Raw genomic sequence first — 24,384 nt, 5'->3', positions numbered from 1 at the left:
CTCAGGCGGGCGTCTGCACGGGCAGCGCCTCGATGAGGGGGTGGTCGCGCTCGATCAGGCCCAGCTTCGACGCGCCGCCGGGCGAGCCGAGGTCGTCGAAGAAGCCCGCGTTGGCCTCGCGGTAGCCCTGCCATTCCTCGGGGGTGTCGTCCTCGTAGAAGATGGCTTCGACCGGGCAGACCGGCTCACAGGCACCGCAGTCGACGCATTCGTCCGGCTGGATGTACAAGGACCGCCGGCCCTCGTAGATGCAGTCGACCGGGCATTCGTCGATGCAGGCCTTGTCCTTGATGTCCGCGCAGGGCTGGGCGATTACGTAGGTCACTCTGCTGTTCCTCAGATCAGGTCTATGCGGTAGCTCGTCCCCACGTCAGCGAGGGCCGAGTAGCAGTAGGCGGCACGTGCCGCCGAAACGAGCGGGAAGCGCCGCGATGTGGCGAGCAGGAGGGAGTGGCAGGCCGCCAGGACCTCCGGGCCCACGACCCTGCGGTCCGAACAGCCGGCGTACAGCTGTCCGGCGGAGACCGTGTCCGCGGGGCTCAGGTCGACGATCTCCACGCCCCCGCCCTCCTGGAACTTCCGGAGCGGGACGCCCGTGCCGCCCTGGTGGGCCTGGGTGCACTCCTCGTCCCAGCAGTTGCGCATGGCGCAGGCGACGGCGAAGGCGACGGAGGGTGTGACCAGGCGCAGCCTGCCCGTCCGCACCGCGTCCCGCAGGGCCACGGCCTTCGGTGTGTGGCCGACGGCGATCCGGTACAGCGAGAGGGGGTCGACGACGGCGGTATCGGCGGTCCCCAAGAGTTCTTCCTGGACGGCCACTTCGGTTTCTCCTCGACGGTGATGCGATGTGAGATTCGGTGAAGTCCCCTGCCCTCGCACGGGATCGCCGTACCGGGGGCCGTGGGTGCGCGGTTGCCGAACCGGGCGGCTGACCCGCCCGGCGTTGTTCAGAGCCCCCAGGAGAGCGGGTCGTTGCTGCCGCAGCCGACGCCGTCGGGGGTGTGTCCGGTCCGGTGGTGGGAACGGAAGGGCGTACGGGCGGCCGGGCGCTCGAACGTCTCCATCCGGTGCGTGCCGTCTGCGGACTGGCGGGTCTGCCCTGCCTCTTGGTCGTCGTCATGCACGGGGAATCTCCGCTCGAAGCGATGGGGGTGGCCTGTCGGAAGGCGACGCCGAGGAGCGGCGAACCGTCCGCCGGGTCCGGGTGGAAGGCCGACGCTCGGGGGCGCTCGGGGAATGCCGGGCTGCGGGTCGAGCGAAATCTTGTAGGCACGGCGAGAAAGTTGTCAATGGGCTTCCGAAGGGACCGTGGAGGCCGGTTCCCGTGCCGTCCGCCGCGAATTGCCAGGCCGTGGGCGCGGTGGGGAGTTGGCTCGGCCGGGCTCCGCGGACCGCCGGGTGGCATCTACTTGCCAGTCCTCTCTCGGGTCAATCGGCCGACCGTAGAGTCCGGTCATGCTGCGACCGCAGAGGCCGGCCAGTCCGGTTCACCGGCCGTTTCCGGCGCCTAGTGAAAGGATTCGGTCATCTCCACCCAAGAAACTCGTCGTACGTCCGGATGCCCGGTCGACATGGGATCCGCCGATCTCATCGACCCGAATCTCTACAGCGACGGGAACACGCAGGAAATCTGGCGCCGAATGCGCGAGGTGGACGGCCTCGGCTGGCACCAGGTGGACGAAGAGCGCGGATTCTGGTCGGTCGTGAAGTACGCCGATACGGACCTGGTCCTGCGCGACACCGATACTTTCACCTCCGAGCGGGGCACCCTTCTCGATCTCCTCGGCACGGATGATCCGGCCGGCGGCCAGCAGCTCGCCGTCACCGATCCGCCGCGGCACACCGAACGGCAGGCCCGGCTGAAGAAGGCCCTGGCCGTCCGGGCCGTGGACCGCCAGCGGGAGATGATCCGGCCCAAGGTCGTCGACCTGCTCGAACCGCTCGGCGACGGCGGTTCCTTCGACTTCGGCGCGGCCATGCTGGGGCTGCCCATGTCGGTCACCGGCACGATGATGGGCCTGCCGGAGGAGGACTGGGCCTGGCTCAGCCGCCTCACCACCGTGTGCATCGCCGCCGACGACCCGGAGTTCCAGGACGAGGGCGGCAAGGAGGCCACGCTCAAGTCGGCCCACCGGGAGCTCTTCGGGTACTTCCAGGACCTCATGCGCCACCGCCGGGAGAACCTTGGCGACGACCTGCTCAGCGTGCTGATCTCCACGCGCTTCGAGGGCCGGCTGATGTCCGCCAGCGAGATCGTGGCGAACTGCTACAGCCTGCTGCTCGGTGCCAACGTGACCACGCCGCACGCGCCGACCTTCGTGATGGCCGAATTCACGGAAACCGATGTGCTGGCCGACTGGGCGGCCCACCCGGAGGTGCACACCACGGCTTACGAGGAGGCGCTGCGCTGGGCCTCTCCGGTCAACCACATTCTGCGGTATGCCACGCGGGACACCGAGGTGCGGGGCACGAAGATATCCGCCGGAGACGCGGTCGTCGCCTGGCTGGGCGCCGCCAACCGTGACGAAGAGGTCTTCGAGAACAGCCACACCTTCGATATCCGCCGCAAGCCCAATAAGCACCTCGCCTTCGGAATCGGGCCGCACTACTGCGTGGGCCACAGCGTCGCCCGGGTCACCATCAGCATCCTCTTCGAGGAATTGCTGGGCCGTTACGAGGATTTCCGGCTGGCCGGCAAGCCCGAACGGCTGATCTCGAATTTCGCGTCCGGTTACAAGCATGTGCCCATCACGGCACGACTCCGTAAGTAGGAATGCCACGTGTGGTACGAAGCAAATCCCGCGCAGAAGGGGCTGTGGGTCCTCGACCAGGTCGAGCAGCTCCGGCCCACCAGCCTCATCCCCACCGTCATGGAATTCACCGGGGACGTCGACCACGACCTGCTCGTCGCGGCGGTCCGGCGGGTGCTCGGCCGGCATCCGGCCCTGCGGTCCCTGTTCCGGCTCGACATCGAGCACCGCAGGATCGAGTACCGCACCGACGGCGCGCCGGCCGAGGCCGGGTTCATCGACGCCGCGGCGGAAGGATGGTCGCGGGAGGAGCTGGAGCGGCTGGTCGAGCTCCTGTGCTACACGCCCTTCGACCTCGGAACCGAGGCGCCGGTCCGGGCGGAAGTGATCCGCCTCGAGCAGTCCACCCTGCTCGTCCTCACCGTGCACCACATCGTCTGCGACGGCTGGTCGCGCAGCCTCCTCATGGCCGAGATCGCCGCGGTCTACCGGGCGTCGGCGGCCGGACTCGAGCCCGTGCTCAGCTCGCCGCCGCACCCCAGCGAGGTCGTCACGATGCTGGCGGCCGACGAGCTGGCCGACCGCCTGCCGGACGTCGTCGAGCGGCTGGCCGGGGCCCCCATCGCGGTGGACGTGCCGTTCCGCCGGGACACCGACGACACCTCCCTGGCCGGGGCCACCCTGGCCACGCGGTTCGACGAGGAGCTCACCGAGGCCCTCCTGGCGGCAGCCGGCGAGGAAGGCTGCACGCCGTTCATGGCCGGTGTCGCCCTGCTCGCCGGGACGCTCGCCAGGACCGGCGGCCAGCGGGACTTCCTCTTCGCCTTCGGCTGGCCCGGCCGGTCCGATCCGGCCGTCGCCGAGGCCATCGGCATGTTCATGAACACCGTCATGATCAGGGTGTCGCTCGACGACACCACCACCTGGCGCGAGCTCCTGCGCACCGCGCGGATCTCCGCGATGGAAGCGTTCATGGACGGCGACGTCCCCCTGGACGCCGTGACGGCCGCGCTCAAGCCGGAACGCGATGCCATCTGGCCGCCCCTGTCGGCCGTGCTGGTCAACATGGCCGAGGTTCCGAAGGACATGGAGCTGGCGCCCGGAGTCGTGGGCCGGCTCCAGCCGCTGCCGTCGCTGCACATGAAGTACGACCTCGGTCTTTTCGTCTGCCTGAACGAGGAGTCCGGCCGTCGCCGGCTGGAACTCTCCGTCGACTACACGCAGGCCCTGTACGCGCGCGACTCCGTCGCCGGATTCCTTTCGGACCTGCGGCGCAGCGCTCTCTCCCTCTCCCACTCCCTGGAGGAAACCGTGTCCGACCCGTCCGCCACCGCCGTGGATGTCTCCACCCCCGAGGCGCGCATCGAGCTCGTGCGCTCCCTGTGGAAGGAGATCCTCAAGATCGACGAAGTGGCCGATGACGCCAGCTTCTTCGATGTGGGCGGCGACTCGCTGCTCCTCATCGTCCTCGTCGAGCGTCTGACCCAGACCTCCGGCCGCGCCCTCAAGACGATGGACATCTTCCGGGCCGGAACGGTACGCGGACACGCCGAGCTGCTCGCCGCCCCGGCCGCGGGCGCCGCGGCCGGCTCCGGCGGCAGCGCCCGTGACCGCCTGATCGGCGCGGTACGGGCCGGCGGCCAGGGCTGACCAGGGCTACGGCCCGCGACGCGCGGGCCGTAGCCACCTTCCTCACCGGAGAGTGAACCAATGACGCTTGATGATCTTGCTTCCGCCATTCTGGGCGTGGGTACGGACACTACGGGTTTCAGAACGCGGAGCTTCATCGAGCTCGGCGGGGACTCGCTCCGTGCCATGCGCCTGGAGGCCATGGCCAGGGAACAGCTCGGCCTGAAGATATCCGTGAAGTCCCTGCTCGGCGGCGAGCCGCTGGCAGCCGTCCTCGGCGGGGCCGAGGCCGCTCCCGCGGACGGGCCGGTACCCGCCACGGCCCCCGCCCCCTCGGACGCCGCGCTGAAGGGGCTCTCGCACGCCCAGCGCGGCATGTGGCTCATCGAGAGCATCACCGGCGGCTCTCCGTACAACCTGGTCTTCACCGCCTTCGCCGACGCGGGAGAGCCGGAGCCCGGCCTGCTGCGTGCCGCGGTCGACGCGACCGTCGCGCGCAACGAGGGGCTGCGGACCGTCTTCGCCGAAGGCGACGACGGCGTGGTCCGCGAGGTACTCGCCGACCACGCCCCCGAGTTCACCGGCTTCACGCACGACGGCGAAGCGGCCGCCTTCGAGGCGTACGTCCGCCGGACCACCGAGGTGGAGTCCCGCCGTCCGTTCGACCTGACGGCGGCCCCGGCCGTGCGGTTCCTGCACTTCACGCATCCGGCCGGCCGCAGCGCCCTCGTACTGACGGCCCACCACATGGTGCTGGACGGCTGGTCGGTGGGTCTCGTGCTGAAGGAGATCTTCGCCCGCTACGAGGAACTCGCGGGCGGCGCTCCCACCGCCTTCGGGCCCGGCGTCCCGCTGAGCGAGCTCATCCGCATCCAGGACTCCGAGCGGGCCGGGGGCCTGTGGGACGAGCAGGCCCGGTTCTGGACGGGCCACCTGGCCGGAGTCCCCACGGTCCTCGAACTGCCCGCCGACCGGCAGCGGCCCCCCGTCCAGGACGCCGCGGGCTCCCGTACCCCGGTCGACCTCGGCGACGGCGCGAGCGCCGCGGTCACCCGGCGCGCCCGCGAACTCGGCATCACCCCCTTCGCCCTGCTGCTCGGCGCCTTCGGCCTGACCCTGAGCCGGACGACCGGCTCGCGCAGCCTGCTCGTCGGCGTGCCCCTGCTGGGGCGCGGCAGCAACGAGCTGGAGCGCCTGGTCGGGGTCGCGGGCAACCTCGTACCCGTCCGGATCGACATCGACGACGACGCGACGGCGGCGGACTACCTCCGCTCGGTGCAGCGCTCCCTCACGCTGAGCATCGACGCCGGCCGGCTGCCGTTCGAGGAGCTCGTCGCCCGCCTCGGCCTGGAGCGGAGCATCGGCTGCCACCCCCTCGTCCAGGTGTGCTTCGGCATGCACGACCAGCTCGTGCCGCAGCGCCTGGCCGCGGGTCCGCTGGACCTGCGGATCGAGGAGGGCCACGGCGGCGGCGCGCAGTTCGACCTGACCCTGCTGATCGGCCGGGCCGAGCCCTCGCTCGCCGGCCACGTGGAGTACGCGACCGCGGTGTGGAACGAGGCCGAAGCCGTCGGTTTCATCGCGGACTTCCGGGCGGCCGCCGAGCGGCTGGCCACCGGTGGCGACCTCGTACTGGAAGACGTGCGCTGCCTGTCCGGCGAGCGCCGGGCTCTGCTGGATTCGGTCAACGCCGTGCGCGAGGACTTCCCCGTCACCTCCCTGGACGAGATGTTCCGGGACACGGCGCGGCGCTTCCCCGACCTGGTCGCGGTCCGCGACGGATCGGTCGAGCTGACCTACGCGGAGCTGGCGCGGGCCGTCGCCGAGCAGGCCCGCCTGCTCGGCGAGGCCGGGGTCCGGCAGGGCGACACGGTGCTGATCGGTGTCGAGCGGTCCGTCGCCGAGGCGGTCGCCGTCCTGGGCATCCTCACCGCCGGCGCCGCCTACGTCGGTGTGGACCTGAGCCTGCCCCCCGCGCACACCCGGCTGATCGTCGCGAAGGCGGCACCGGCCGCGGCGCTGGTCTCCCCCGCGGCGGCCGGGCACGAGGGGCTGCGGGGCGTCACGCTCGCCGCCACCTGGGACGCCTCGTGGTCGCCCGCGGCCGACGAGCCGCTCGAGCCGGTCGAGCCGCTCGAGCCGGTCGAGCCGCTCGAGCCGCTCGAGCCGGTCGATCTGCCCAAGACGGACCCGGCACGGCAGGCCTACGTGGCCTTCACGTCCGGATCCACGGGCGAACCGAAGGGCGTCGGCGTTCCGCACCGCGCCGTCATCCGGCTCGTCCACGAGGCCGGATACGTCCGGACGGGGCCGGGCGAGACCATGCTCCGGCTCTCGCCGCTGGCCTTCGACGCCTCCACCCTGGAGCTGTGGGGCGCACTGCTGACCGGCGCCACCCTGGAGGTGTACCCGGCGGACGCGCTGCCCTCCCCGTCCGAACTGGGCACGTTCCTGCTCGAACGCGAGGTGACGGTCGCCTGGCTGACCGCCGGCCTCTTCCGGCTGGTCGAGGAGTTCGCCCCCGCCTCCTTCGGCAAGCTGAAGCAGCTGCTGACGGGCGGTGACGTCGTCCCGCACGACCACGCCGCACGCGCACTCGCCCGCCATCCCGGCCTGGTCGTCACCAACGGCTACGGACCGACCGAGAACACCACCTTCACCACCACGCACACGGTGCGCCGGCCCGAGGACGTCTGCGGACCGCTGCCCATCGGCACACCGGTCCCGGGCACCCGGGTGTACGTACTCGACGCGCGCGGGCGCCTGGTCCCGCCCGGTGCGGTCGGCGAGCTGTACACCGGCGGCGAAGGACTGGCCGACGGCTACGTGGGCGACGAGGCGGAGAGCGCCCGGAGCTTCGGCCACTTCTCGGCCGACGTCCAGGAGCGGCTGTACCGCACGGGTGACGTCGTACGTCTCGACACGCAGGGCCGCCTCGCCTACCTCGGCCGCGCCGACGACCAGGTCAAGCTCCGCGGCTACCGCATCGAACTGAGCGCGATCTCCGACGCGTTGAAGGCTCACCCGCAGGTCAAGGACTCGGTGGTCGTCGTCACCGGCGACAACAGCGCCGAGAAGCGGCTCGTCGCGGCCGTCGTCCCCACCCCGCGCACCGGGCCGGAAAGCGAGCCGGGCACCGAGCTCGGCACGGGCGAACTGCGCGACCTGCTCTCCGGCACGCTGCCGTCCTACATGGTGCCGACGCTGTGGGCGCTCGTGGAGAACATCCCGCTGACGCCCAACGGCAAGGTCGACCGCAAGGCCCTCGCCGCGGTCGCCGGGCCGGCCGTCCGGTCGGCCCCGGCCGCCACGGCGGTCGAGCGGTCGGCGGCCGAGGACGTACTGGCGCAGGTCTCGGCCCTCTTCGCGGAGGCCATCGAGCGCACCGGCGGCCGCTCGGACGGCGAGGCGCACGCGATCGCCGCCGACACCGACTTCTTCGCCTGCGGCGGCACCTCACTGGGCGCCGTACAGCTGATCCGGCTGGTCAAGGAACGGCTGGGCGTGACGCTGAAGCTGCGCGCGCTGCTGCTCTCCCCCACCCCGGCCGGCGTCGTACTCCTCGTAGCGAAGGCCGTGACCAAGTGAGCACCCCGGCACAGGAGAAGGAGACGGCCCGCAGGGCCGCGGACGACGCGGTGGCCGTCATCGGGATGGCGTGCCGCTACCCCGGCGCCGCCGACGTAAGGGAGTTCTGGGAGCTGCTGCGCGGCGGAGTCGAGGGGATCACCCACTTCGAGACCGCCGACCTCATCGCGAAGGGCGCGGACCCGGACCTCGTACGGCGTCCGGAGTTCGTCGGGGCCAAGGGAGTGCTGGAAGGCTCCCGGATGTTCGACTGGACGTTCTTCCGGTACAACCGGGCCGACGCCTCGCACATCGATCCGCAGCAGCGGGTGTTCCTCGAATGCGCCTCGACCGCGATCGACGACGCGGGCATCGACCCGGGCCGCTTCTCCGGCCGGATCGGCGTGTACGCCGGTTCCGACCGGACGCTGCTGGACTCCGGGGACGATCTGAGCCCGCTGGTACGGGTCGTCAGCCGCGAGAAGGACTTCGTGGCCACCCGGGTCGCCTACAAGCTCGGCCTGCGGGGCCCCGCGGTCACCGTGCAGACGGCCTGCTCCACCTCGCTCACCGCCATCCACATGGCCGCCCAGGCGCTGCGCGGCGGCGAATGCGACGCGGCCCTCGCGGGCGGGGTGGCGGTGTCGCCGCCGGGAGAGTGGGGCTACCTCCACGAACAGGGCAGCATCCTGTCGCCCGACGGCCACTGCCGTCCCTTCGACGCGAAGGCCGCCGGCACCATCCCCAGCGAGGGCGTCGGGGTCGTCGTCCTCAAGCGCCTGGCGGACGCCCTGCGCGACGGCGACCGGATCGCCGCGGTCATCCGCGGTTCGGCGCTCAACAACGACGGCGGCGACAAGCTGGGCTTCACCGCCCCGTCCATCCCCGGCCAGAGCGAGGTGATCCGGCGCGCGCACGAGGTCGCCGCCGTCACACCCCAGCAAATCCACTACGTCGAGTGCCACGGCACGGCGACCCCGATGGGCGACCCCGTGGAGGTGGCCGCGCTGACGGACGCCTTCGAGGCCCGCGAAGGGGACCCCACGACATGGCTGGGCGCGGTCAAGAGCAACATCGGCCACACCAGCGCGGCCGCGGGTGTCGCGGGCTTCATCAAGACGGTGCTGATGCTGGAGCACCGGGAACTCGTCCCGACCCTCCACTTCACCAGCCCCAACCCCCTGCTCGACCTCGACTCCTCGCCGTTCCGGGTGTGCACCGAGACCCGGTCCTGGCCCGAGGGCGGAACCCCCACGGCCGCGGTGAGCGCCTTCGGCGTCGGCGGCACCAACGCGCACGTCATCCTGCAGGCCGCCCCCGACCGGGAGCAGCCCGCCGCCGGGCCCCGGCCGCCCGTGCTCACCCTGTCGGCGGCGTCCGACGACGCGCTCGCCCGACTGCGCCGGGACCTGGCCGCCCGCCTGGAGGCCGATGACGCCCCGGACCTGGCACAGACCGCCCGCGCGCTCGCTTCCCGGCGGGGCTACGGCCACCGTCAGGCCTTCGTCGCACAGGACCGGGCCCGGGCCGCGGAGCTGCTGCGCGAGGCGCCGCGGCCCGCCGCCGCCAGGTCCCTGTCGCAGGTGGCGTTCCTCTTCCCCGGGCACGGAGTGCTGCGGCACGCCGCCGGTGCGGCGGCCCACCGGCTGCTGCCGGAGTTCCGTTCCTGCTTCGACGAGATCGGCGGGTTCGTCCGCGACACCTACGGGGTGGACCTGTCGCCGATCGTGACCGAGGCGGGCGCACCGCGCGAGTGGTTCGACGACTGGGCGCACCAGCAGGTGGGCCTGTTCGCCATCGGCTACTCGCTCGGCCGCCAGCTGGGCGACTGGGGCATCAAGCCCGCCGCCCTGTTCGGCAACAGCGTCGGCGAGTACGCCGCCGCCGCCCTCGCCGGGGTGTGGTCCCCGACGGAGGCCGCGGTCCTGGTCTACGAGCGGGCCCAGGGGCTGCGCGCCACCGAGCCCGGCCGGATGGTGGCCGTCAACGCCCCCCTGGACGAGGTGGCCCGCCGGGTGCCCCTGGACGGCAGGATCGCCGTTTCCATGATCAGCCGCGGTGGCGTGGTGCTGTCCGGACCCGCGCGGGAGATGACGCGGCTTCTGGAGGGCGACGCCCTCACCGGCCTGGACCTGCGTCCGCTGAACGTGGACCGGGCCGCCCACTGCGACATCCAGGCCCCCGTCGCCGACCGGCTGACCGAGCTGATCGGCGCCACCCGCACCCACCTTCCCGACCTGCGCCTCGTCTCGAACGTGACCGGCGACTGGGCCGACCCCCAAGCCGTGTGCGATCCCGCGTACTGGGCCGCGCAGGTACGCCGGCCGGTGCTGCTCGACGACGGCATGAAGACCCTGCTCGGTTCGGACTGCGACACGTTCATCGAGCTCGGGCCGGGCAGCACCATGCTCGGCGCCCTGCGGTTCCGCGGGGAGTGGGACCCCTCGTACGCGAGCGTGCCGATGCTGGGCAGGCCCGAGGACGGGGAGCGCGGGCTGCTGCGCGCGCTGGGAACCCTGTGGGAGCACGGCCTGGACCTCGTGGAGGAAACGCTGGCGGGCACCGGGGAGCGTCCCTTCCTGTGCTCCTTGCCGGGCCACCCCTTCGCCCTTCAGGACCCGCAGGCCGGCCAGGCGACCCAGGTCGCGCGCACGCAGCGCCGTACGCCCGCGGCCGACCGGACGGTGCCCGTACGCGGGCAGGTCGAGCAGCTGTGGTGCCGGGCGCTGGGCGTGTCCTCGGCGTCCGCCGAGGACGACTTCTTCGCCCTCGGCGGCGAATCCCTGATGGTGCTGAACCTGATGACCCAGCTTCGCGAGAAGGCGGGAGTCGTCGTATCGGCCGCCGAGTTCCTGCGCGGGCCCACCTTCGGGCACCTGCTCGAACTGGCCGAGCAGCAGCGGGGCACCGCCGCTTCGGCGCCCGCCACGGGCGCCGTCGTCCTCAAGGAGGGCACCGGACGGCCCCTGTTCCTGGTGGCCGACGCCGCCGAATCCTCCCTCAGCTACCGCGCCCTGGCCGCGAGCCTGGACACCGCGCGCCCGGTCCACGGGCTCGAACCGCAGGTGGCGAACTCGTCACGGATGTCCGTCGAGGCCTCCGCGGCCCACCACCTCCAGGCGCTGCTGAAGGCCCAGCCCGAGGGCCCCTACACCCTCGGCGGCTGGTCCTTCGGCGCCGTCGTGGCCCACGAGATGGCCCTCCAACTGGCCGCCAGGGGCGAGCGGGTCGACATGCTCGTGTGCCTCGACGCCTACGTACCCGGCCGCGCGGGCCGGACCATCGGCTCCGACCCCGAGTTCGTCCTCGGGCACCTGAGCCTCATGGCGAGCGCGGTGCTGGGCATCGGCCGGGTCGGAGCGCAGGCCCGGCGCAACCCCGCCCTGCGCGGTCTCCTGATGGACAAGTTCCGGGTGCTCTCCCGGTACCGGCCGCGTCCGGTCGGCTGCCCGGCCGTGGTGCTGAAGGTCGGGGTGGACGCGTCCGGGGCGGAGCTCCTGCGCCGCGACATCAGCGGCCTGTACCCGGGCGGCCTGACGGTCCGGGGAGTGAGCGGGGACCACTGGTCGATGCTCCGCGCCCCTCACGTGGGGGAACTCGCCACCACGCTGCTCGACGCACTTCCGGCAGAGGTCCCCGCCGGGAAGGGAACAGACCATGACGGTCGATGACTCCGCCACCAGGCCGCAAACGCAGGAACCGCAAGCCACGGAACCGCAAGCCACGGAACCGCAGGCCACGGAGCAGCAGGCCCGGGAACCGCAGGCCCAAGAGCCGCAAGCCGCGCCCGTCGAGAAGCGCTCGCTGCTGCGCAACGGCTCCTTCCAGGCCCTGTGGAGCAGCGAGGCCCTCGCCGGAGTCGGCGAGAACGCCGCCGGCATCGCCTATCCGCTGCTGATCCTCGCCAGCACGGGCTCGGCCGCCTACGCCGGGGCCGTCGGCTCCGCCCAGCTGCTGGCCAACGGTCTGGCGTCCTTCTGGGGCGGCATCCTCGCCGACAGGGTGGACCGCAAGCGGCTGCTCATCGTGACGAGCGTGGTCCGGGCGGTGCTGCTCGGGATGTTCGCCGCCCTGCTCTTCGCCGGGTCGATGAACGTGCCCCTCGCGTTCGTCATCGCCATCGTGTCGGGCTGCTGCCACGGCGTGTCCATGCCCGCGGGCATGGCCATGATCAAGCAGCTGGTGCGGCCGGACCAGCTGGCCCAGGCGACCGCCCAGAACCAAATCCGGTGGTTCGGCGCCATCACGGCCGGCCCGTCCATCGGCGGCGTGCTGTACGGGATGGCCCGCGCGCTTCCCTTCGTCGCCGGGTGCGTCTCCTTCGCGGCTTCCGCGGTCCTGATGCTGTTCGTCAAGAGCGTGCCGCGGCCGGAGACCCCCGGCGAGGGGAAGAAGGGCCTGTTCGAAGGGTTCCGGTACCTCACCAGGGACCCCGTCCTGCGCCCGTTGATGATCAGCATCACCCTGTCCAACCTGGCCTTCAACACGGTCGGCATGTCCCTCGCCGTCATCGCCACCGGCAAGGACCGCGGTGCGTCGGACTCGTTCATCGGCCTGACGCTGTCCGTGGCCGGCACCGGCGCGCTCGTCGGCGCGCTGCTGGCCGGCACCGTCATCAAGCGGGTCCGCCCGTCGGTGATCTTCATGGCCGGCTACTGGATCGGCCCGCTGGCGGCCGCCCTGCTGATGACGGTCCCCGGGGTCATCCCGCTCGGCATCGTCGTCGCCTGCGTGTACGTCCGCGGTCCGCTCATCAACGCGCTGTTCCTGACGTACGCGGCCAAGACCGTGCCCGATGAGCTCCAGGGCCGGGTCCTCGGAGCCATCGTCTTCACCTCCACGATCATCTCGCCGGTCGGCGTCCTCGCGATCGGAGCGATCTTCGACGCCTGGGGCCCGGTCTGGGTGTTCGCCACCGTCGGCGTGATCGCGACGCTGGCGGCGCTGCCGACCCTGACCCGGAGCATCCGGACGCTGGCCTCGCTCGAAGAGAACCCCTCGTGAACCACAGCAAAGGAAACGCCATGACCCAGGACGCCATCGACGTGCCGGTGACCGCCGCAGCGCACGAGCCGCTCCCGCCGGAGTTCTTCACGCACCCGCTGGAGGACCGCAACGCCCAGTACGCCAACCTGCGTCAGACGTGCCCGGTCCGCGCCATCAACCACCCGCCCGGCGCCGAGGCCTACATCGTGTCCGACTACGAGATGGCGCTGAAGGCCTTCGGCGACCCCCGCATCTCGAAGTCGCTGGAGAACACCCCGAAGTGGTTCCGGGACCAGCTGTACGACAACAGCCCCGTGCAGTCCCGCAACATGCTCATCGCGGACGCCCCCGACCACTCCCGGCTCCGCAAGCTCGTCAGCAAGTCCTTCGTGCCGCGCCGCATGGAGAAGATGCGCCCCCGCATCCAGGAGATCGCCGACCAGCTCATCGACGCCCTTCCCGAGTCGGGCGAGGTCGACCTCATGGAGTTCGCCCGGGTGCTCCCGGTCATGGTGATCTTCGAGTACCTCCGGGTGGACGTCGCGGACCGCGAGATGCTGTACGAGTGGTCGCACGTCCTCGGCGGCGCCCCGTACGCCGACGAGGAGGGCAACCAGCGCCTCAAGCAGGTGAGTTCGGCCTTCGAGCAGTACATCCTCGACCTGCTGGAGGCGCGCCGCTCCGACCTCGGTGACGACCTCGTGAGCCAGCTGCTCGTCGCGGCCGAGGAAGAGGACAAGTTCACCATCGACGAGATCGCCTCGACGATGTCGCTGGTGATCATCGCCGGACAGCGGACCACCACCAACCTCATCGGCAACGGCCTCCACGCCCTGCTCACCCACAAGGACCAGTTCGACCTGCTCAAGGCCAGCCCCGAGCTCGTGGTGTCGGCCGTCGAGGAGTTCCTGAGGTTCGAGTCGCCGAGCTACCGCGGCACCCTGCGCGTCGCGGCGCAGGACATGGAGATCGAGGGCGTCGAGATCGGCAAGGAGGCCTTCGTCCACCTGCTCATCGCCGCCGCCAACCGGGACCCGAAGATCTTCGAGGAGCCCGACCGGCTGGACATCACCCGGGGATCGAACAAGCACCTCACCTTCGGCCACGGCGCGCACTACTGCCCCGGCGCCCCGCTCTCCCGCCTCGAAGGACACGTGGTCTTCCCGACCCTGCTGCGCCGCCTGTCCGGCATCACCCTGGCCGTCCCGGAAGAGGAGACCCAGTGGGTGTACGACAACTCGGTCAGCCGGGGCCTCGCCTCGCTGCCCGTGCGGTACGAGCGCCGGCTGCCCCGGGACACGGCGGCCGCGGCCGCCCCCGAGGCGTCGGGCTGCCCCGTGGCGCACGGGAGCGTGTGACCCCATGAAGATGCTCGTACTGGGCGGGACCGCCTTCCTGTCCCACGCCATCGCGGCGGAAGGAGTGCGCCGCGGCCACGACGTCGTCTGCGCGGCCCGCGGCACCTCGGGACGGGTGCCCGACGGCGCCACTCTCGTCAGGGTCGACCGGGACGCCCCCGACGGCCTGGAGCCGCTGGCCGGACAGCGGTTCGACGCCGTGGTGGACGTGGCGACCATGTCCTACCCGTGGGTGCGCGACGCGCTGACGGCTCTCGGAGCGCAGGCGTCCCACTGGACCTTCGTGTCCTCGATCAACGTGTACGCGGACGCGGTGACCACCGGTCAGAACGAGGACTCCGCGCTGCACGAGCCCGCCACGAGCGGGGCCGCCGCGGAGGAGCGCATCCAGCACCCCCACCTGTACGGCGGCATCAAGGTCGGCTGCGAGAACGCCGTCCGCGAGGCCATGGGCGAGCGGGCCCTCATCGTGCGCTCCGGCCTCATCATCGGCCCCGGCGACGTCTCCGACCGGTTCGGCTACTGGCCCGCGAGGATCTCGCGGGGCGGCCGGGTCGTGGTCCCGGACGCCCTCGAGCAGCCCACGCAGCACATCGACGTACGCGACATGGCCACCTGGATCGTCGGAGCCGGCGAGCGGGGAACCGGCGGGACGTACAACGGCGTCGGGCCGGCCCGCCCCTTCGGCGAGCTGCTGGCCGCGGTCGTGAAGGCGGTGGGCACCCCGGAGACCGCACTCGTAGCGCTGTCCGCCGAGCGGCTGGAGGCGGCCGGGGTCCAGGTGTGGCGGGGCGAGAAGTCGCTGCCCCTGTGGGTTCCCCCGGAGGACTACGGGTTCATGGCGCACGACCACTCCCGGGCCCTCGCCGCGGGCCTGGTGCACCGGCCCTTCGAGGAGACGGTCGCCGACGTCCTCGCGTACGAACGTGAACTGGGGCTCGCCCGCGAACGCAAGGCAGGACTGACCACGGCCGAGGAGCTGGCGCTGCTGGAAGCCGGGCCGCAGACGGAGACGACGGAGAAGGGGGACCTCGTATGAGTACGGGTTCTTGGCAGCGGATCAGCGAGGGCGACCCGGAGAAGACGGTGCTCGCCGTCGACTTCGACTCCACCGCCCGCCCCGAGGCGGGTTTCCGCCGGTTCGCCCCGCTGCTGCCGCCGGGCCGGGACCTCTGGCTGACCTCCCAGCCGGACGCCGCCGAGACGGAGGTACTGGACGCCGAGGCGTACCTCGGGTGGTGGCGAGAGCTGCCCGGCAGCGCGCACGGCCACGTCGAGGCCGTCCTGGGCTACTGCGTGGGCGGCGTGTTCGCCGCCGCGCTGGCCGATCACATCGAGCGGCAGCAGGGCAGCCGGCCGGCGCTCCTGCTCTTCGACCCGGAGCCGGTCGACTCCCTCAGCCTCTACCGCGACTTCAAGAAGGCGGTCGACGCCATGTCGCTCCTCTCCGAGGAGGAGCGCGGCAGCCGGATCGCCGAAGCACTGACCGTCTGCGAGATGACGCGGGACGACTTCCGCTCCGGCGCGCTCGCGATCGTCAAGCTCTACGAGGGCGCCGCCGGACTCGCCTTCGACCGCCTGGGGCTGGACGAGGAGACGGCCGGGGACCTGATGGGGATGTTCCGCTCCTACGTGTCCTACCTGAACGGCGCCCAAGCGCTGGACCCCGCGGCGGGCTGGGCCAAGGCCCTCGCGCTGACCTCGGCGACGTCCAGTCCGGGCGCCCCGCTGGCGCTGCGGGAGCGGAGCTTCCCCCTCGGCACCGGGGAACTGCTGAACAACCAGGACGTGGCCGATGCCGTGCACGGCATCCTCAAGGAGCGCTCCGCATGAGCGTGCAGGAGATCGCGATGGAACAGGGCAACACCGCCGTACGGGACGGGGACCTCCCCCGCGAGGCGTCCGCGGGAGCGCTCCTCGACGCCCTCGGAGCCGACTGGCGCGAGCTGGCGCTGGCCGCCGCCGCGGCCTACCAGCACCGGATGACCGCGGCCCGGGACATCGTCCTGGCCGTGGGCCCCCGCACGGTCCGGCTGCGGGTCGAGCCCACGACGACCGTGGCCGCCCTGGCCGGCGAGGCACGGGCGCAGCTCGCGCGGAACGCGGGGAACGCCGGGGACGCCGGGGACTCGGCGGACGCGGCGCGGACGGCGGACGCGGACGCGCCGCCGGTCAGCGCGCGGGTGCTCTTCGCGGACGCCGCGGCGGACGGGGAGGCCGCGGCCGACAACGAGGACGGCGGGCCGGAGCACCCGGCCTGCGCTCTCGCCTTCGCGTTCGCCTTCGACCCGCGGACCGCACGCCTGCGGGCCGGAGCCCGGGCCGCGGGCTCGGGCTCGAGCTCGGACCACACCGACCCGGAGGCGGCCGAACACGCCTGCCGCCTGGGCCACTTCACGCAGCGACTGCTCGAAGCGGGCCCGACCGCCGAGATCGGCCGGATCGACCTGCTCACCCCGGCCGAGTACCGCCGCATCATGCACGAGTGGAACGACACGGCGCACGAGGTGCCGGACCTGACCCTCCCGGAACTGGTCCAGGCGAACGCGGCCGCGCACCCCGGCCGGCTCGCCGTCAGCCGCGAAGGCGAGCGGCTGACCTACGCCGAACTGGACGCGCGGGCCAACCGGATCGCCCGGCTGCTGATCGCCTCGGGCGCGGGGGCCGGCGACATCGTGGCCATGGTGCTGCCGCGCTCCGTGGACTACGTCGTCACCTGCCTGGCCGTCACCAAGACGGGCGCCGCCTATCTGCCCGTCGACACGAGCTACCCGGTGGAGCGCATCAACCAGGTCCTCTCCGACGCCAAGGCCTCCCACGTGGTGACCGTCACCGGCCTGACCGGCTCGGTCCTGGTGGCCGCGGAGCAGCTCGTCCTGGACGACGAAGCCACCGTGGCCCGCCTGGACGGGAGCGACCCGACCAGCCCCACCGACGCCGACCGGCGCGCTCCGCTCACCCCCGACACCCCGGCCTACGTCCTCTACACCTCGGGCTCCACGGGACGCCCCAAGGGGGTGGTGGTCGCCCACCGGGCGATCACCAACCGGCTGCACCACATGCAGCACCAGATCCCGCTCGGCCCCGACGACCGGCTGCTCCAGAAGACGCCGGCCGGGTTCGACGTCACCGTCCGCGAGGTCTTCTGGCCGCTGCTGGCGGGGGCCTCGATCGTCGTCGCCGACCCGGACGGGCACCGCGACCCGGCCTACCTGGCCGAGACGATCGCGGCCGAGAACATCACCATCGCCCACTTCGTCCCCTCGGGCCTGAAGGTCTTCCTCCAGGAGCCCGACGCGGCCAAGTGCGTCAGCCTGCGCCGCGTCGTCTGCGGTGGCGAGGCCCTGCCCGCGGAACTGCAGGCATGGTTCGCCTCCGTGCTGGAGGCCGACCTGTTCAACGTCTACGGCCCCACCGAGGCGGCCGTGGACGTCACCTCGATGCTGTGCCCGAGGAACCCGGAGCCCGGACCGGTGCTGATCGGACGCCCCGTGTGGAACACACGGCTGTACGTCCTCGACGAGCAGCGCCGCCAGCTCCCGCCCGGCGCGATCGGTGAGCTCTACCTCGCCGGTGTGCAGCTGGCCGAGGGCTACCTGGGCCAGCCCGAGCTCACGGCCGACCGCTTCGTCGACGATCCGTACGGCGAACCCGGCGCGCGCATGTACCGCTCGGGAGACGCGGCCCGCTGGCGCTCCGACGGCGTCATCGAGTTCTTCGGCCGGCTCGACCACCAGGTGAAGATCCGGGGCTTCCGGGTCGAGCTGGAGGAGATCGAGTCGGTCCTGCTGCGCGACGGGCAGCTCAGCCAGGCCGTGTGTCTCGTCCGCGAGGACACGCCCGGAGACCAGCGGCTCGTGGCGTACCTCGTGTCCGCGACGGGGACCGCCCCGGACGTGGCGAAGCTGTCGGCGCAGGCCGAGGCGGCACTGCCCGACTACATGGTGCCCAGCGCGTTCGTCGTACTGGACGAGCTCCCGCTCACCCCGAACGAGAAGCTGGACCGCAAGGCCCTGCCCAAGCCGACGGCTCCGGTGGCGCAGGCGGGCCGGGCACCCGCCACGCCCGAGGAGCTCCTCGTGGCCGGGCTCTTCACCGAGCTGCTGGGCGTCTCCTCGGTCGGCGTCGAGCAGGAGTTCTTCGCCCTGGGCGGCAACTCCCTGCTCGCGAGCCGGCTGATCAACCGGCTCCACGAGCGCAGCGGCGTCCGGCTGCGCATCAAGAAGGTCTTCGAGGACTCGTCCGTACGGGCCATCGCGGGACTGATCAACCCGGCTCCCGCTCACGCACGTTGACATTCGGAAGGAGAGCCGGACCATGCGCACACTCAAAGTAGCCCTGCTCGGGTGTGGAGTGGTCGGCAGCGAGGTTGCCCGCTACATGGACACCCACGCGGCCGAACTCACCGCACGCATCGGTGCACCCGTCGAGCTCGCCGGGGTCGCGGTGCGCCGGGACGGGCTGCCCCGCCCCGGCATACCCGAGCACCTCCTCACGACCGATGCGGACGAGCTGGTCGCCCGGGGGGACGTCGACGTCGTGGTCGAGGTCATCGGCGGCCTGGACCGGGCCCGCGACCTGATCACTTCGGCGTTCGCCCACGGCGCCTCGGTGGTCAGCGCCAACAAGGCCCTGATCGCCGCCGAAGGCGCCGCCCTGCACGCCGGCGCCGCGGCCCACGGCGTCGACCTCTACTACGAGGCCGCCGTCGCGGGCGCCATCCCCCTGCTGCGTCCGCTGCGCGAGTCGCTGGCCGGGGACCGGGTCAACCGCGTGCTCGGCATCGTCAACGGCACCACGAACTTCGTCCTCGACAAGATGGACTCCCTCGGCGCGGACTACCCGCAGGCGCTCAAGGAGGCGACGGCCCTCGGGTACGCGGAAGCCGACCCGACGGCCGACGTCGAGGGCCACGACGCGGCCGCCAAGGCCGCGATCCTCGCCGGGATCGCCTTCGACACCCGCGTCCGGGTGCAGGACGTGCACCGCGAGGGCATCACCGGGATCACCGCGGCCGACATCGCCGCCGCCAAGGCCGCGGGCTGCGTGGTCAAACTCCTCGCCATCTGCGAGCGCGGCACCGACGGCGCGTCCGTCACGGTCCGCGTCCACCCGGCGATGATCCCGCTGGAGCACCCCTTGGCCGCGGTACGGGGCGCGTTCAACGCGGTGTTCGTGGAGGCGGACGCCGCCGGGCAGCTGATGTTCTACGGTCCGGGCGCGGGCGGTGCTCCCACCGCCAGCTCCGTCCTCGGTGACCTCGTCGCGGTCTGCCGCAACAAGCTGGCCGGGGTCACGGGGCCGGGCGCCACGACGTACGCCGAGCTCACCGCGCGCCCCATGGGCGAGGTGGTCACCCGTTACCACGTCGGCCTCGACGTGGCCGACCGGCCGGAGCTGCTCGCCGAGGTGGCCACCGTCCTCGCGGAGCACGGCGTGTCGGTGGAGTCCTTCAACCAGCGGCGCCACGAGGGCGGCTGCTCGCTGGCCCTGTCCACCCACGAAGCCACCGACGCGGCGCTGTCCGCGGCGGTGGACACCCTGCGGGGCACGGCCGGCGTCCACGGCGTGACCAGCATCGTCCGCATCGAGGGGCGCTGAGCGGCTTGGCGCCGACCGGCCCGACACCGACCTTGCCCGGGCCCGCGGCTCCGGGCCGGACCTCCCCGGCAGGGCCGGGCCGCGCGGGCAAGCCGTCCCTGCCCGGCGCCCTGAGGCGGTTCTGCGCCGCGTCGGGCGTGTCCTCACTCGGCGACGGCGCCTGCCTGACGGCCGTGCCGCTGCTGGCCGCCAGCCTGACCCGCGACCCGCTCCAGCTCTCCCTCGTCTCCGCGGCGGCCCTGCTCCCCTGGCTGTTCTCCGGCCTGGTGGGCGGGGCGCTCGTCGACCGGTGGGGCCGCCGTCGCACCCTGTGGACGACCGACGCGGTGCGCGCCGTACTGCTGCTGACGGGGGTCGCCCTGGCCGCGACCGGCCGGATCGGGATCGGGCCGCTGGCCGCGCTGGCGTTCCTGCTGAGCGCCGGCCGGATCCTGTTCGACACCGCCGCCGCGGCGTACCTTCCGGAACTCGTGCGCGGGGACCCGGAATTGCCGAAGCGGGCCCGGGTGCGCCTGCGCGCGACGACGGACGTCACCGAGGGCGTCACCGGACCGCTCGCGGGAGCGGCCCTGTTCACCCTGGGGCGCACCGTTCCGCTGGTCGCCGCCGCCCTGTCGTTCCTGTTCAGCGCGCTGGTGATCCGCTCCCTGCCCCCGGGCCCGCCGCCGCCCCGCGGTAGGGGGAACTCGCCCCTGAAGGAGGCGCGGGCGGGCGCCCGGTACCTCGTACGCGATCCCCTGCTGCTCGGTCTGGCCCTGCGGTCGGCACTCTGCAATCTCGCCTTCGCCGCGGGCACCGCCGTCTTCGTCCTCTTCGCCCAGGAGGAACTCGGCCTCGGGCCGGTCGGCATCGGTGTGCTGCTCGCCGTCGAGGCCGCCGGGTGCTTCTTCGGCAGCCTGGTCTCCGGCCGGCTGACGGAGCGGGTCGGCACCGGTGGCGCGCTGGCGCTGACGGCCGTCCTGCTCGCTTTCGCCCAGCTGGGCCTGGGGCTCGCCGCCGGCCCGGTCGCGGCGGCGGGCGCCCTGCTCCTGCGGGCCGCGGCACTGGGTGCGACGACGGTACTGGCGCCCTCGGTACGCGAGTCGGTGCTGCCGGCCGAGCTCCTCGGCCCGGTCACCGCCGCGAGCCGGATCGCGGCCCTGGGCGCGGCCCCGCTGGGCGCGCTCCTCGGCGGCGGGCTGGCGGTCGTGGGCGGCCTGCGCGCTCCGTACCTGATCGGCGCGGCCTTCCTGGCCGCCGGCGCCCTGGTCAGCCTGACGATGACGACAGGCCCTAGAGCAGCAGGTCGCGCTGGGCCGCCCGGTACCCGGCCTGGAAACGGCTGCGCGCGTCGAGCGAGTCCATGAGACCGGAGACCACGCGCCGGTAGGTCCGCAGGGCCATGCCCATCTCGCGGGCGGCCGCCTCGTCCTTGGTGCCGAGCGTCAGCTGGCGCAGCACCTCGCGGGAGAGCGGGTGGAGGTCCCCGTCGGCTGCGGGCTCGTCCTCCCGTCCGGCGGGCGCGGGAGCCGTCAGGGACCGCACCAGCATCGAGGTGAAGGGGAGCTCACGGCCGATGAGGGCCCCGTTGTCGTAGTCCTCCCGGTTCCGCGCCAGGACGACGATCGAGCGGTCGATGATCGCCATGCGCGGAGCGGCGTCCGCCATCGAGTGGATCCGGATGCCGTCCTTCGCGAGCGCCGCGAGCGACCGCGCGTGCAGCGCCTGCGCGTCCCGCGCGGTCGACGGGACATACATCTGCACGCTGACATCGGGGTCGCCGGTGATGCTGTGCGCCGCCGTGACGTCCACTTGCCGCCCGTCGAACGAACAGGAGCCGGGCACGGCCAGGAGCACCTCCGAACGCGCGCCCTGGATCGCATGGCGAATCTGCGTCGCACCGGCGAAGTTCATCTGCATGTCTCAGGCCTCCGGTTTGATTCCCGCTCGAGAGCCTAGGGAGACTTGCCTATGTTGTCAATTACTTGCCAACTCCTTGCCAGAAGATCAGCGGACATGATTGAGTAGCGGCATGCCACAGGGCGGGAAGCGGCCAAAAGGCGCGGCGGTGGCAACCGGGAGACCAAGGGGAAAAGCTGTGAAGCTGCACGTAAAGATCGTTTCTGCGCTGGTCGGCATACTCACCGTTGCCGTACTGGGAACCGGAGCTCAGGCTTCCGGTCTCAGCGGCGCCGACACGGTCGCCACGGCATCCGCGAGCACCGCGACCCCTGCCCAGATGAACGAAATCGGCTGGCCGTAGCGCACGGAGGCCCTCAAGGGGCCGGCGGAATTGACAAGGTCAAGGAAAATGTCATCATTGGCACTGCTTAGACGTTGAATTGACAAAATTGCGGAATGAAGGGCAGCCTGGTGCGTATGCCAGGTCGTGGACATCGAGTCCCCGAGCAGCCGGTCTTCGGTCGCCGGCTGCGTGAGCTGCGGGTCGCCCGCGGTCTCTCGCAGGCCGAGCTGGTGGGTGCCGAACTCTCGGCCGCGTATCTCTCGCGGCTCGAGTCCGGAGCACGCCCACCCACAGAACGCGTGCTGGCGCTGCTCTGCGCCCGGCTGGACGTCTCGCCGTCGGAGTTCCTGGCCCCGGTGAGCAGCCCGCTGGCGCAGGCACTGGCCACGGTCGCCACCGTCGGCGAGTCTCCGCAGGCGGCCACCCTCCTGGAAGACGCCCTCCTGCGGGACGGCGAGGGCGATGCGGTCCTGCGCTGGCACGTGCAGTGGCTGCTCGCACGTTCCTACCAGGCGCAGGGCCGGGAGGCCGACGAGTTGCGGGTGCTGCGCGCTCTCGTGGCACTGAGCGACCAGATCGATCTGCCCGACCTCCAGGCCCGCTCGCAGGTGCGGCTCGCCCGCAGGCTCCGGGCGTCGGGCCAGCTGAACGAGGCGCGCACCGCCGCGGGCCACGCCCTCAACTGGGCGACCGAGTACAAGCTGCCCTTCCGCGACGTCGCCGAGGCGACCCTCACCATGATCTCGATCGACGCGGAGACCGGTCAGCTCGGCGACGCCCGCACCAGGGCCGACCAGCTGATCCACGCCCTGTCCGAGGACTTCGCGGGCCCCCTCACCGACCAGATTCCGACGCGCCTCCAGGTGGAAGTGCTGTGGACCGCGGCCGGCGTGGCCGTCCGCCAGGGCGACCGCACGGGCACGGCCGAGCTGCTCCGGGCCGCGCTCGAGCGGATGCCCAGCAACGACGACCCGGTGCTGTGGATGCGCCTGCGCCTCGCCGCCGCCTCGATGTACCTGCAGATGGATCCGCGCGACACCGTCTGCGCGCGGCGCACCCTGGACGAGGCCGCATCCGCGGCGGCCCTGGTCGGCATGCCGCTGCACCAGCTGGAAGTACTGCTCCTGCAGTGTCAACTGGCCTTCCACGAAGGCCGTTTCGCCGACGCCCGCGAGCTGAGCGACCGGCTGGGCCCGCAGCCCGAGGGGATGAGCCGCCGGGACCACGTGGCACTGGAGATCCTGCGCAACCAGCTGGCCATCGTCGACGGCGACCGTGCCGGCGCCCAGGCCGCCATGGAGCGCATCGCCAAGGAGGCCCGCGAGTCCGGCAACGTCGAGCTCTCCGCCGAAGCCTGGCGCGCCCTCGCCGAATCCCTGTCCGCAGCCAACGGCACCACCCCCGGCTAGCCGGTCCCCCAGGGCAGCAAAAAGGTCCCCTGACCTGCGTTTTCGCAGGTCAGGGGACCTTTGTGCACGGTGGAGCCTAGGAGATTCGAACTCCTGACATCTGCCTTGCAAAGGCAGCGCTCTACCAACTGAGCTAAGGCCCCGAATGTGGACGTGCCGATCCCCCGCGAGCGAGTGACCGTTCCGTAGGACAGAGTACCGGGTGTACCCCCTCATCCCGCAAAATGATAGGGACTCCCGCCCCGCGACCACGCTCCGTAAGATGCACGCGAGGTTCGCACCAGCGAAGGGGAGTAGTAAGAGTGGACGCAGTACAGCAAGAGGCGACCGCCAGAGCCAGGGAACTCCAGCGGAGTTGGTACGGGGAGCCGCTCGGCGCGCTGTTCCGCCGGCTCATAGATGACCTCGGCTTGAACCAGGCCCGCCTCGCTGCCGTCCTCGGGCTGTCGGCACCGATGCTGTCCCAGCTGATGAGCGGCCAGCGAGCCAAGATCGGCAACCCCGCCGTGGTCCAGCGGGTCCAGGCGCTCCAGGATCTCGCCGGCCAGGTGGCCGACGGGAGTGTCAGCGCGGGCGAGGCCACCGACCGGATGGACGAGATCAAGAAGACCCAGGGAGGTTCCGTCCTCAGCAACAGCACCAGCCAGGCCGCCACAGGTTCCGGCGCACCCACCGTCAAGCGCGTCGTACGCGAGATCCAGTCGCTGCTGCGCTCGGTCTCCGCGGCCGGCGACATCATCGACGCGGCGGACACCCTCGCCCCGACCCACCCGGAACTGGCAGAGTTCCTCCGGGTGTACGGAGCGGGCCGCACCTCCGACGCCGTCGCGCACTACGAAGCGCACCAGAACTGACACGCG

General features: G+C 72.1%; 18 protein-coding genes and 1 tRNA gene. 14 read left to right on the top strand and 5 right to left on the bottom strand.

Annotated features, from left to right (window positions below):
- Position 1 precedes the first annotated feature (1 nt).
- The 3 genes from fdxA to OG247_RS22065 form a co-directional block, all read right to left on the bottom strand.
- Positions 2–325 carry a ferredoxin gene (gene fdxA, locus OG247_RS22075; protein WP_327253857.1) on the bottom strand — a complete coding sequence of 108 codons (324 nt, stop codon included), beginning with the start codon at positions 323–325 and terminating at the stop codon, positions 2–4.
- A gap of 11 nt (positions 326–336) precedes the next feature.
- Positions 337–819 carry a hypothetical protein gene (locus OG247_RS22070; RefSeq protein ID WP_327253856.1) on the bottom strand — a complete coding sequence of 161 codons (483 nt, stop codon included), beginning with the start codon at positions 817–819 and terminating at the stop codon, positions 337–339.
- A gap of 128 nt (positions 820–947) precedes the next feature.
- Entirely contained in the window at positions 948–1,124 is a 177-nt protein-coding gene (locus OG247_RS22065) for a hypothetical protein (protein WP_327253855.1), read from the bottom strand.
- A gap of 447 nt (positions 1,125–1,571) precedes the next feature.
- On the opposite strand from OG247_RS22065, the gene OG247_RS22060 reads away from it, so the two are divergent.
- From OG247_RS22060 to OG247_RS22010, 11 genes are read left to right on the top strand one after another with little or no spacing between them, the layout of a single operon-like run.
- Entirely contained in the window at positions 1,572–2,771 is a 1,200-nt protein-coding gene (locus tag OG247_RS22060; RefSeq protein WP_327253854.1) for a cytochrome P450, read from the top strand.
- Between the two features lie 9 nt (positions 2,772–2,780).
- Positions 2,781–4,400 carry a condensation domain-containing protein gene (locus OG247_RS22055; RefSeq protein WP_327253853.1) on the top strand — a complete coding sequence of 540 codons (1,620 nt, stop codon included), beginning with the start codon at positions 2,781–2,783 and terminating at the stop codon, positions 4,398–4,400.
- Between the two features lie 60 nt (positions 4,401–4,460).
- Positions 4,461–7,967, top strand: a complete 3,507-nt coding sequence (locus tag OG247_RS22050; protein ID WP_327253852.1) for a non-ribosomal peptide synthetase — start codon at positions 4,461–4,463, stop codon at positions 7,965–7,967.
- Positions 7,964–11,617: a type I polyketide synthase gene (locus OG247_RS22045; protein WP_327253851.1), complete on the top strand. Its 3,654-nt coding sequence runs from the start codon at positions 7,964–7,966 to the stop codon at positions 11,615–11,617. Before OG247_RS22050 ends, OG247_RS22045 begins: the two co-directional genes overlap by 4 nt.
- Complete coding sequence (locus tag OG247_RS22040; RefSeq protein WP_327253850.1) at positions 11,604–12,950, top strand: MFS transporter; 1,347 nt, start codon at positions 11,604–11,606, stop codon at positions 12,948–12,950. The genes OG247_RS22045 and OG247_RS22040 overlap by 14 nt, the downstream gene beginning before the upstream one ends.
- A gap of 20 nt (positions 12,951–12,970) precedes the next feature.
- Positions 12,971–14,290, top strand: a complete 1,320-nt coding sequence (locus tag OG247_RS22035; protein WP_327253849.1) for a cytochrome P450 family protein — start codon at positions 12,971–12,973, stop codon at positions 14,288–14,290.
- Between the two features lie 4 nt (positions 14,291–14,294).
- Positions 14,295–15,329 carry an NAD-dependent epimerase/dehydratase family protein gene (locus tag OG247_RS22030; RefSeq protein ID WP_327253848.1) on the top strand — a complete coding sequence of 345 codons (1,035 nt, stop codon included), beginning with the start codon at positions 14,295–14,297 and terminating at the stop codon, positions 15,327–15,329.
- Complete coding sequence (locus OG247_RS22025) at positions 15,326–16,123, top strand: hypothetical protein (RefSeq protein ID WP_327253847.1); 798 nt, start codon at positions 15,326–15,328, stop codon at positions 16,121–16,123. The genes OG247_RS22030 and OG247_RS22025 overlap by 4 nt, the downstream gene beginning before the upstream one ends.
- Entirely contained in the window at positions 16,120–18,585 is a 2,466-nt protein-coding gene (locus OG247_RS22020; protein WP_327253846.1) for an amino acid adenylation domain-containing protein, read from the top strand. Before OG247_RS22025 ends, OG247_RS22020 begins: the two co-directional genes overlap by 4 nt.
- Positions 18,586–18,607: 22 nt before the next feature.
- Complete coding sequence (locus OG247_RS22015; RefSeq protein ID WP_327253845.1) at positions 18,608–19,891, top strand: homoserine dehydrogenase; 1,284 nt, start codon at positions 18,608–18,610, stop codon at positions 19,889–19,891.
- 5 nt (positions 19,892–19,896) lie between these two features.
- Complete coding sequence (locus tag OG247_RS22010; protein ID WP_327253844.1) at positions 19,897–21,237, top strand: MFS transporter; 1,341 nt, start codon at positions 19,897–19,899, stop codon at positions 21,235–21,237.
- Here the strand turns inward: OG247_RS22010 and OG247_RS22005 are convergent.
- Entirely contained in the window at positions 21,164–21,790 is a 627-nt protein-coding gene (locus OG247_RS22005) for a hypothetical protein (protein ID WP_327253843.1), read from the bottom strand. The two genes, OG247_RS22010 and OG247_RS22005, sit on opposite strands and share 74 nt — an antisense overlap.
- Before the next feature lie 178 nt (positions 21,791–21,968).
- On the opposite strand from OG247_RS22005, the gene OG247_RS22000 reads away from it, so the two are divergent.
- Together OG247_RS22000 and OG247_RS21995 are read left to right on the top strand one after the other, a co-directional pair.
- On the top strand, positions 21,969–22,133 hold the full coding sequence (locus OG247_RS22000) for a hypothetical protein (RefSeq protein WP_327253842.1): 165 nt from the start codon (positions 21,969–21,971) through the stop codon (positions 22,131–22,133).
- A 116-nt stretch (positions 22,134–22,249) separates the two neighbouring features.
- A complete protein-coding gene (locus tag OG247_RS21995) occupies positions 22,250–23,524 on the top strand; it encodes a helix-turn-helix domain-containing protein (RefSeq protein ID WP_327253841.1) in 1,275 nt (424 codons plus the stop codon).
- Positions 23,525–23,594: 70 nt separating this feature from the next.
- Here the strand turns inward: OG247_RS21995 and OG247_RS21990 are convergent.
- Positions 23,595–23,667 (bottom strand) — tRNA-Ala (locus OG247_RS21990).
- A gap of 159 nt (positions 23,668–23,826) precedes the next feature.
- Between OG247_RS21990 and OG247_RS21985 the strand changes: the two genes are divergently transcribed.
- A complete protein-coding gene (locus OG247_RS21985; RefSeq protein ID WP_243331094.1) occupies positions 23,827–24,378 on the top strand; it encodes a helix-turn-helix domain-containing protein in 552 nt (183 codons plus the stop codon).
- Positions 24,379–24,384: the final 6 nt, after the last annotated feature.

It is taken from the genome of Streptomyces sp. NBC_01244 (genome assembly GCF_035987325.1).
GTDB lineage: Bacteria > Actinomycetota > Actinomycetes > Streptomycetales > Streptomycetaceae > Streptomyces.
The sequence above is the reverse complement of the archived record's forward strand: the minus strand, read 5'-3'. Positions and strand labels throughout refer to the sequence as shown.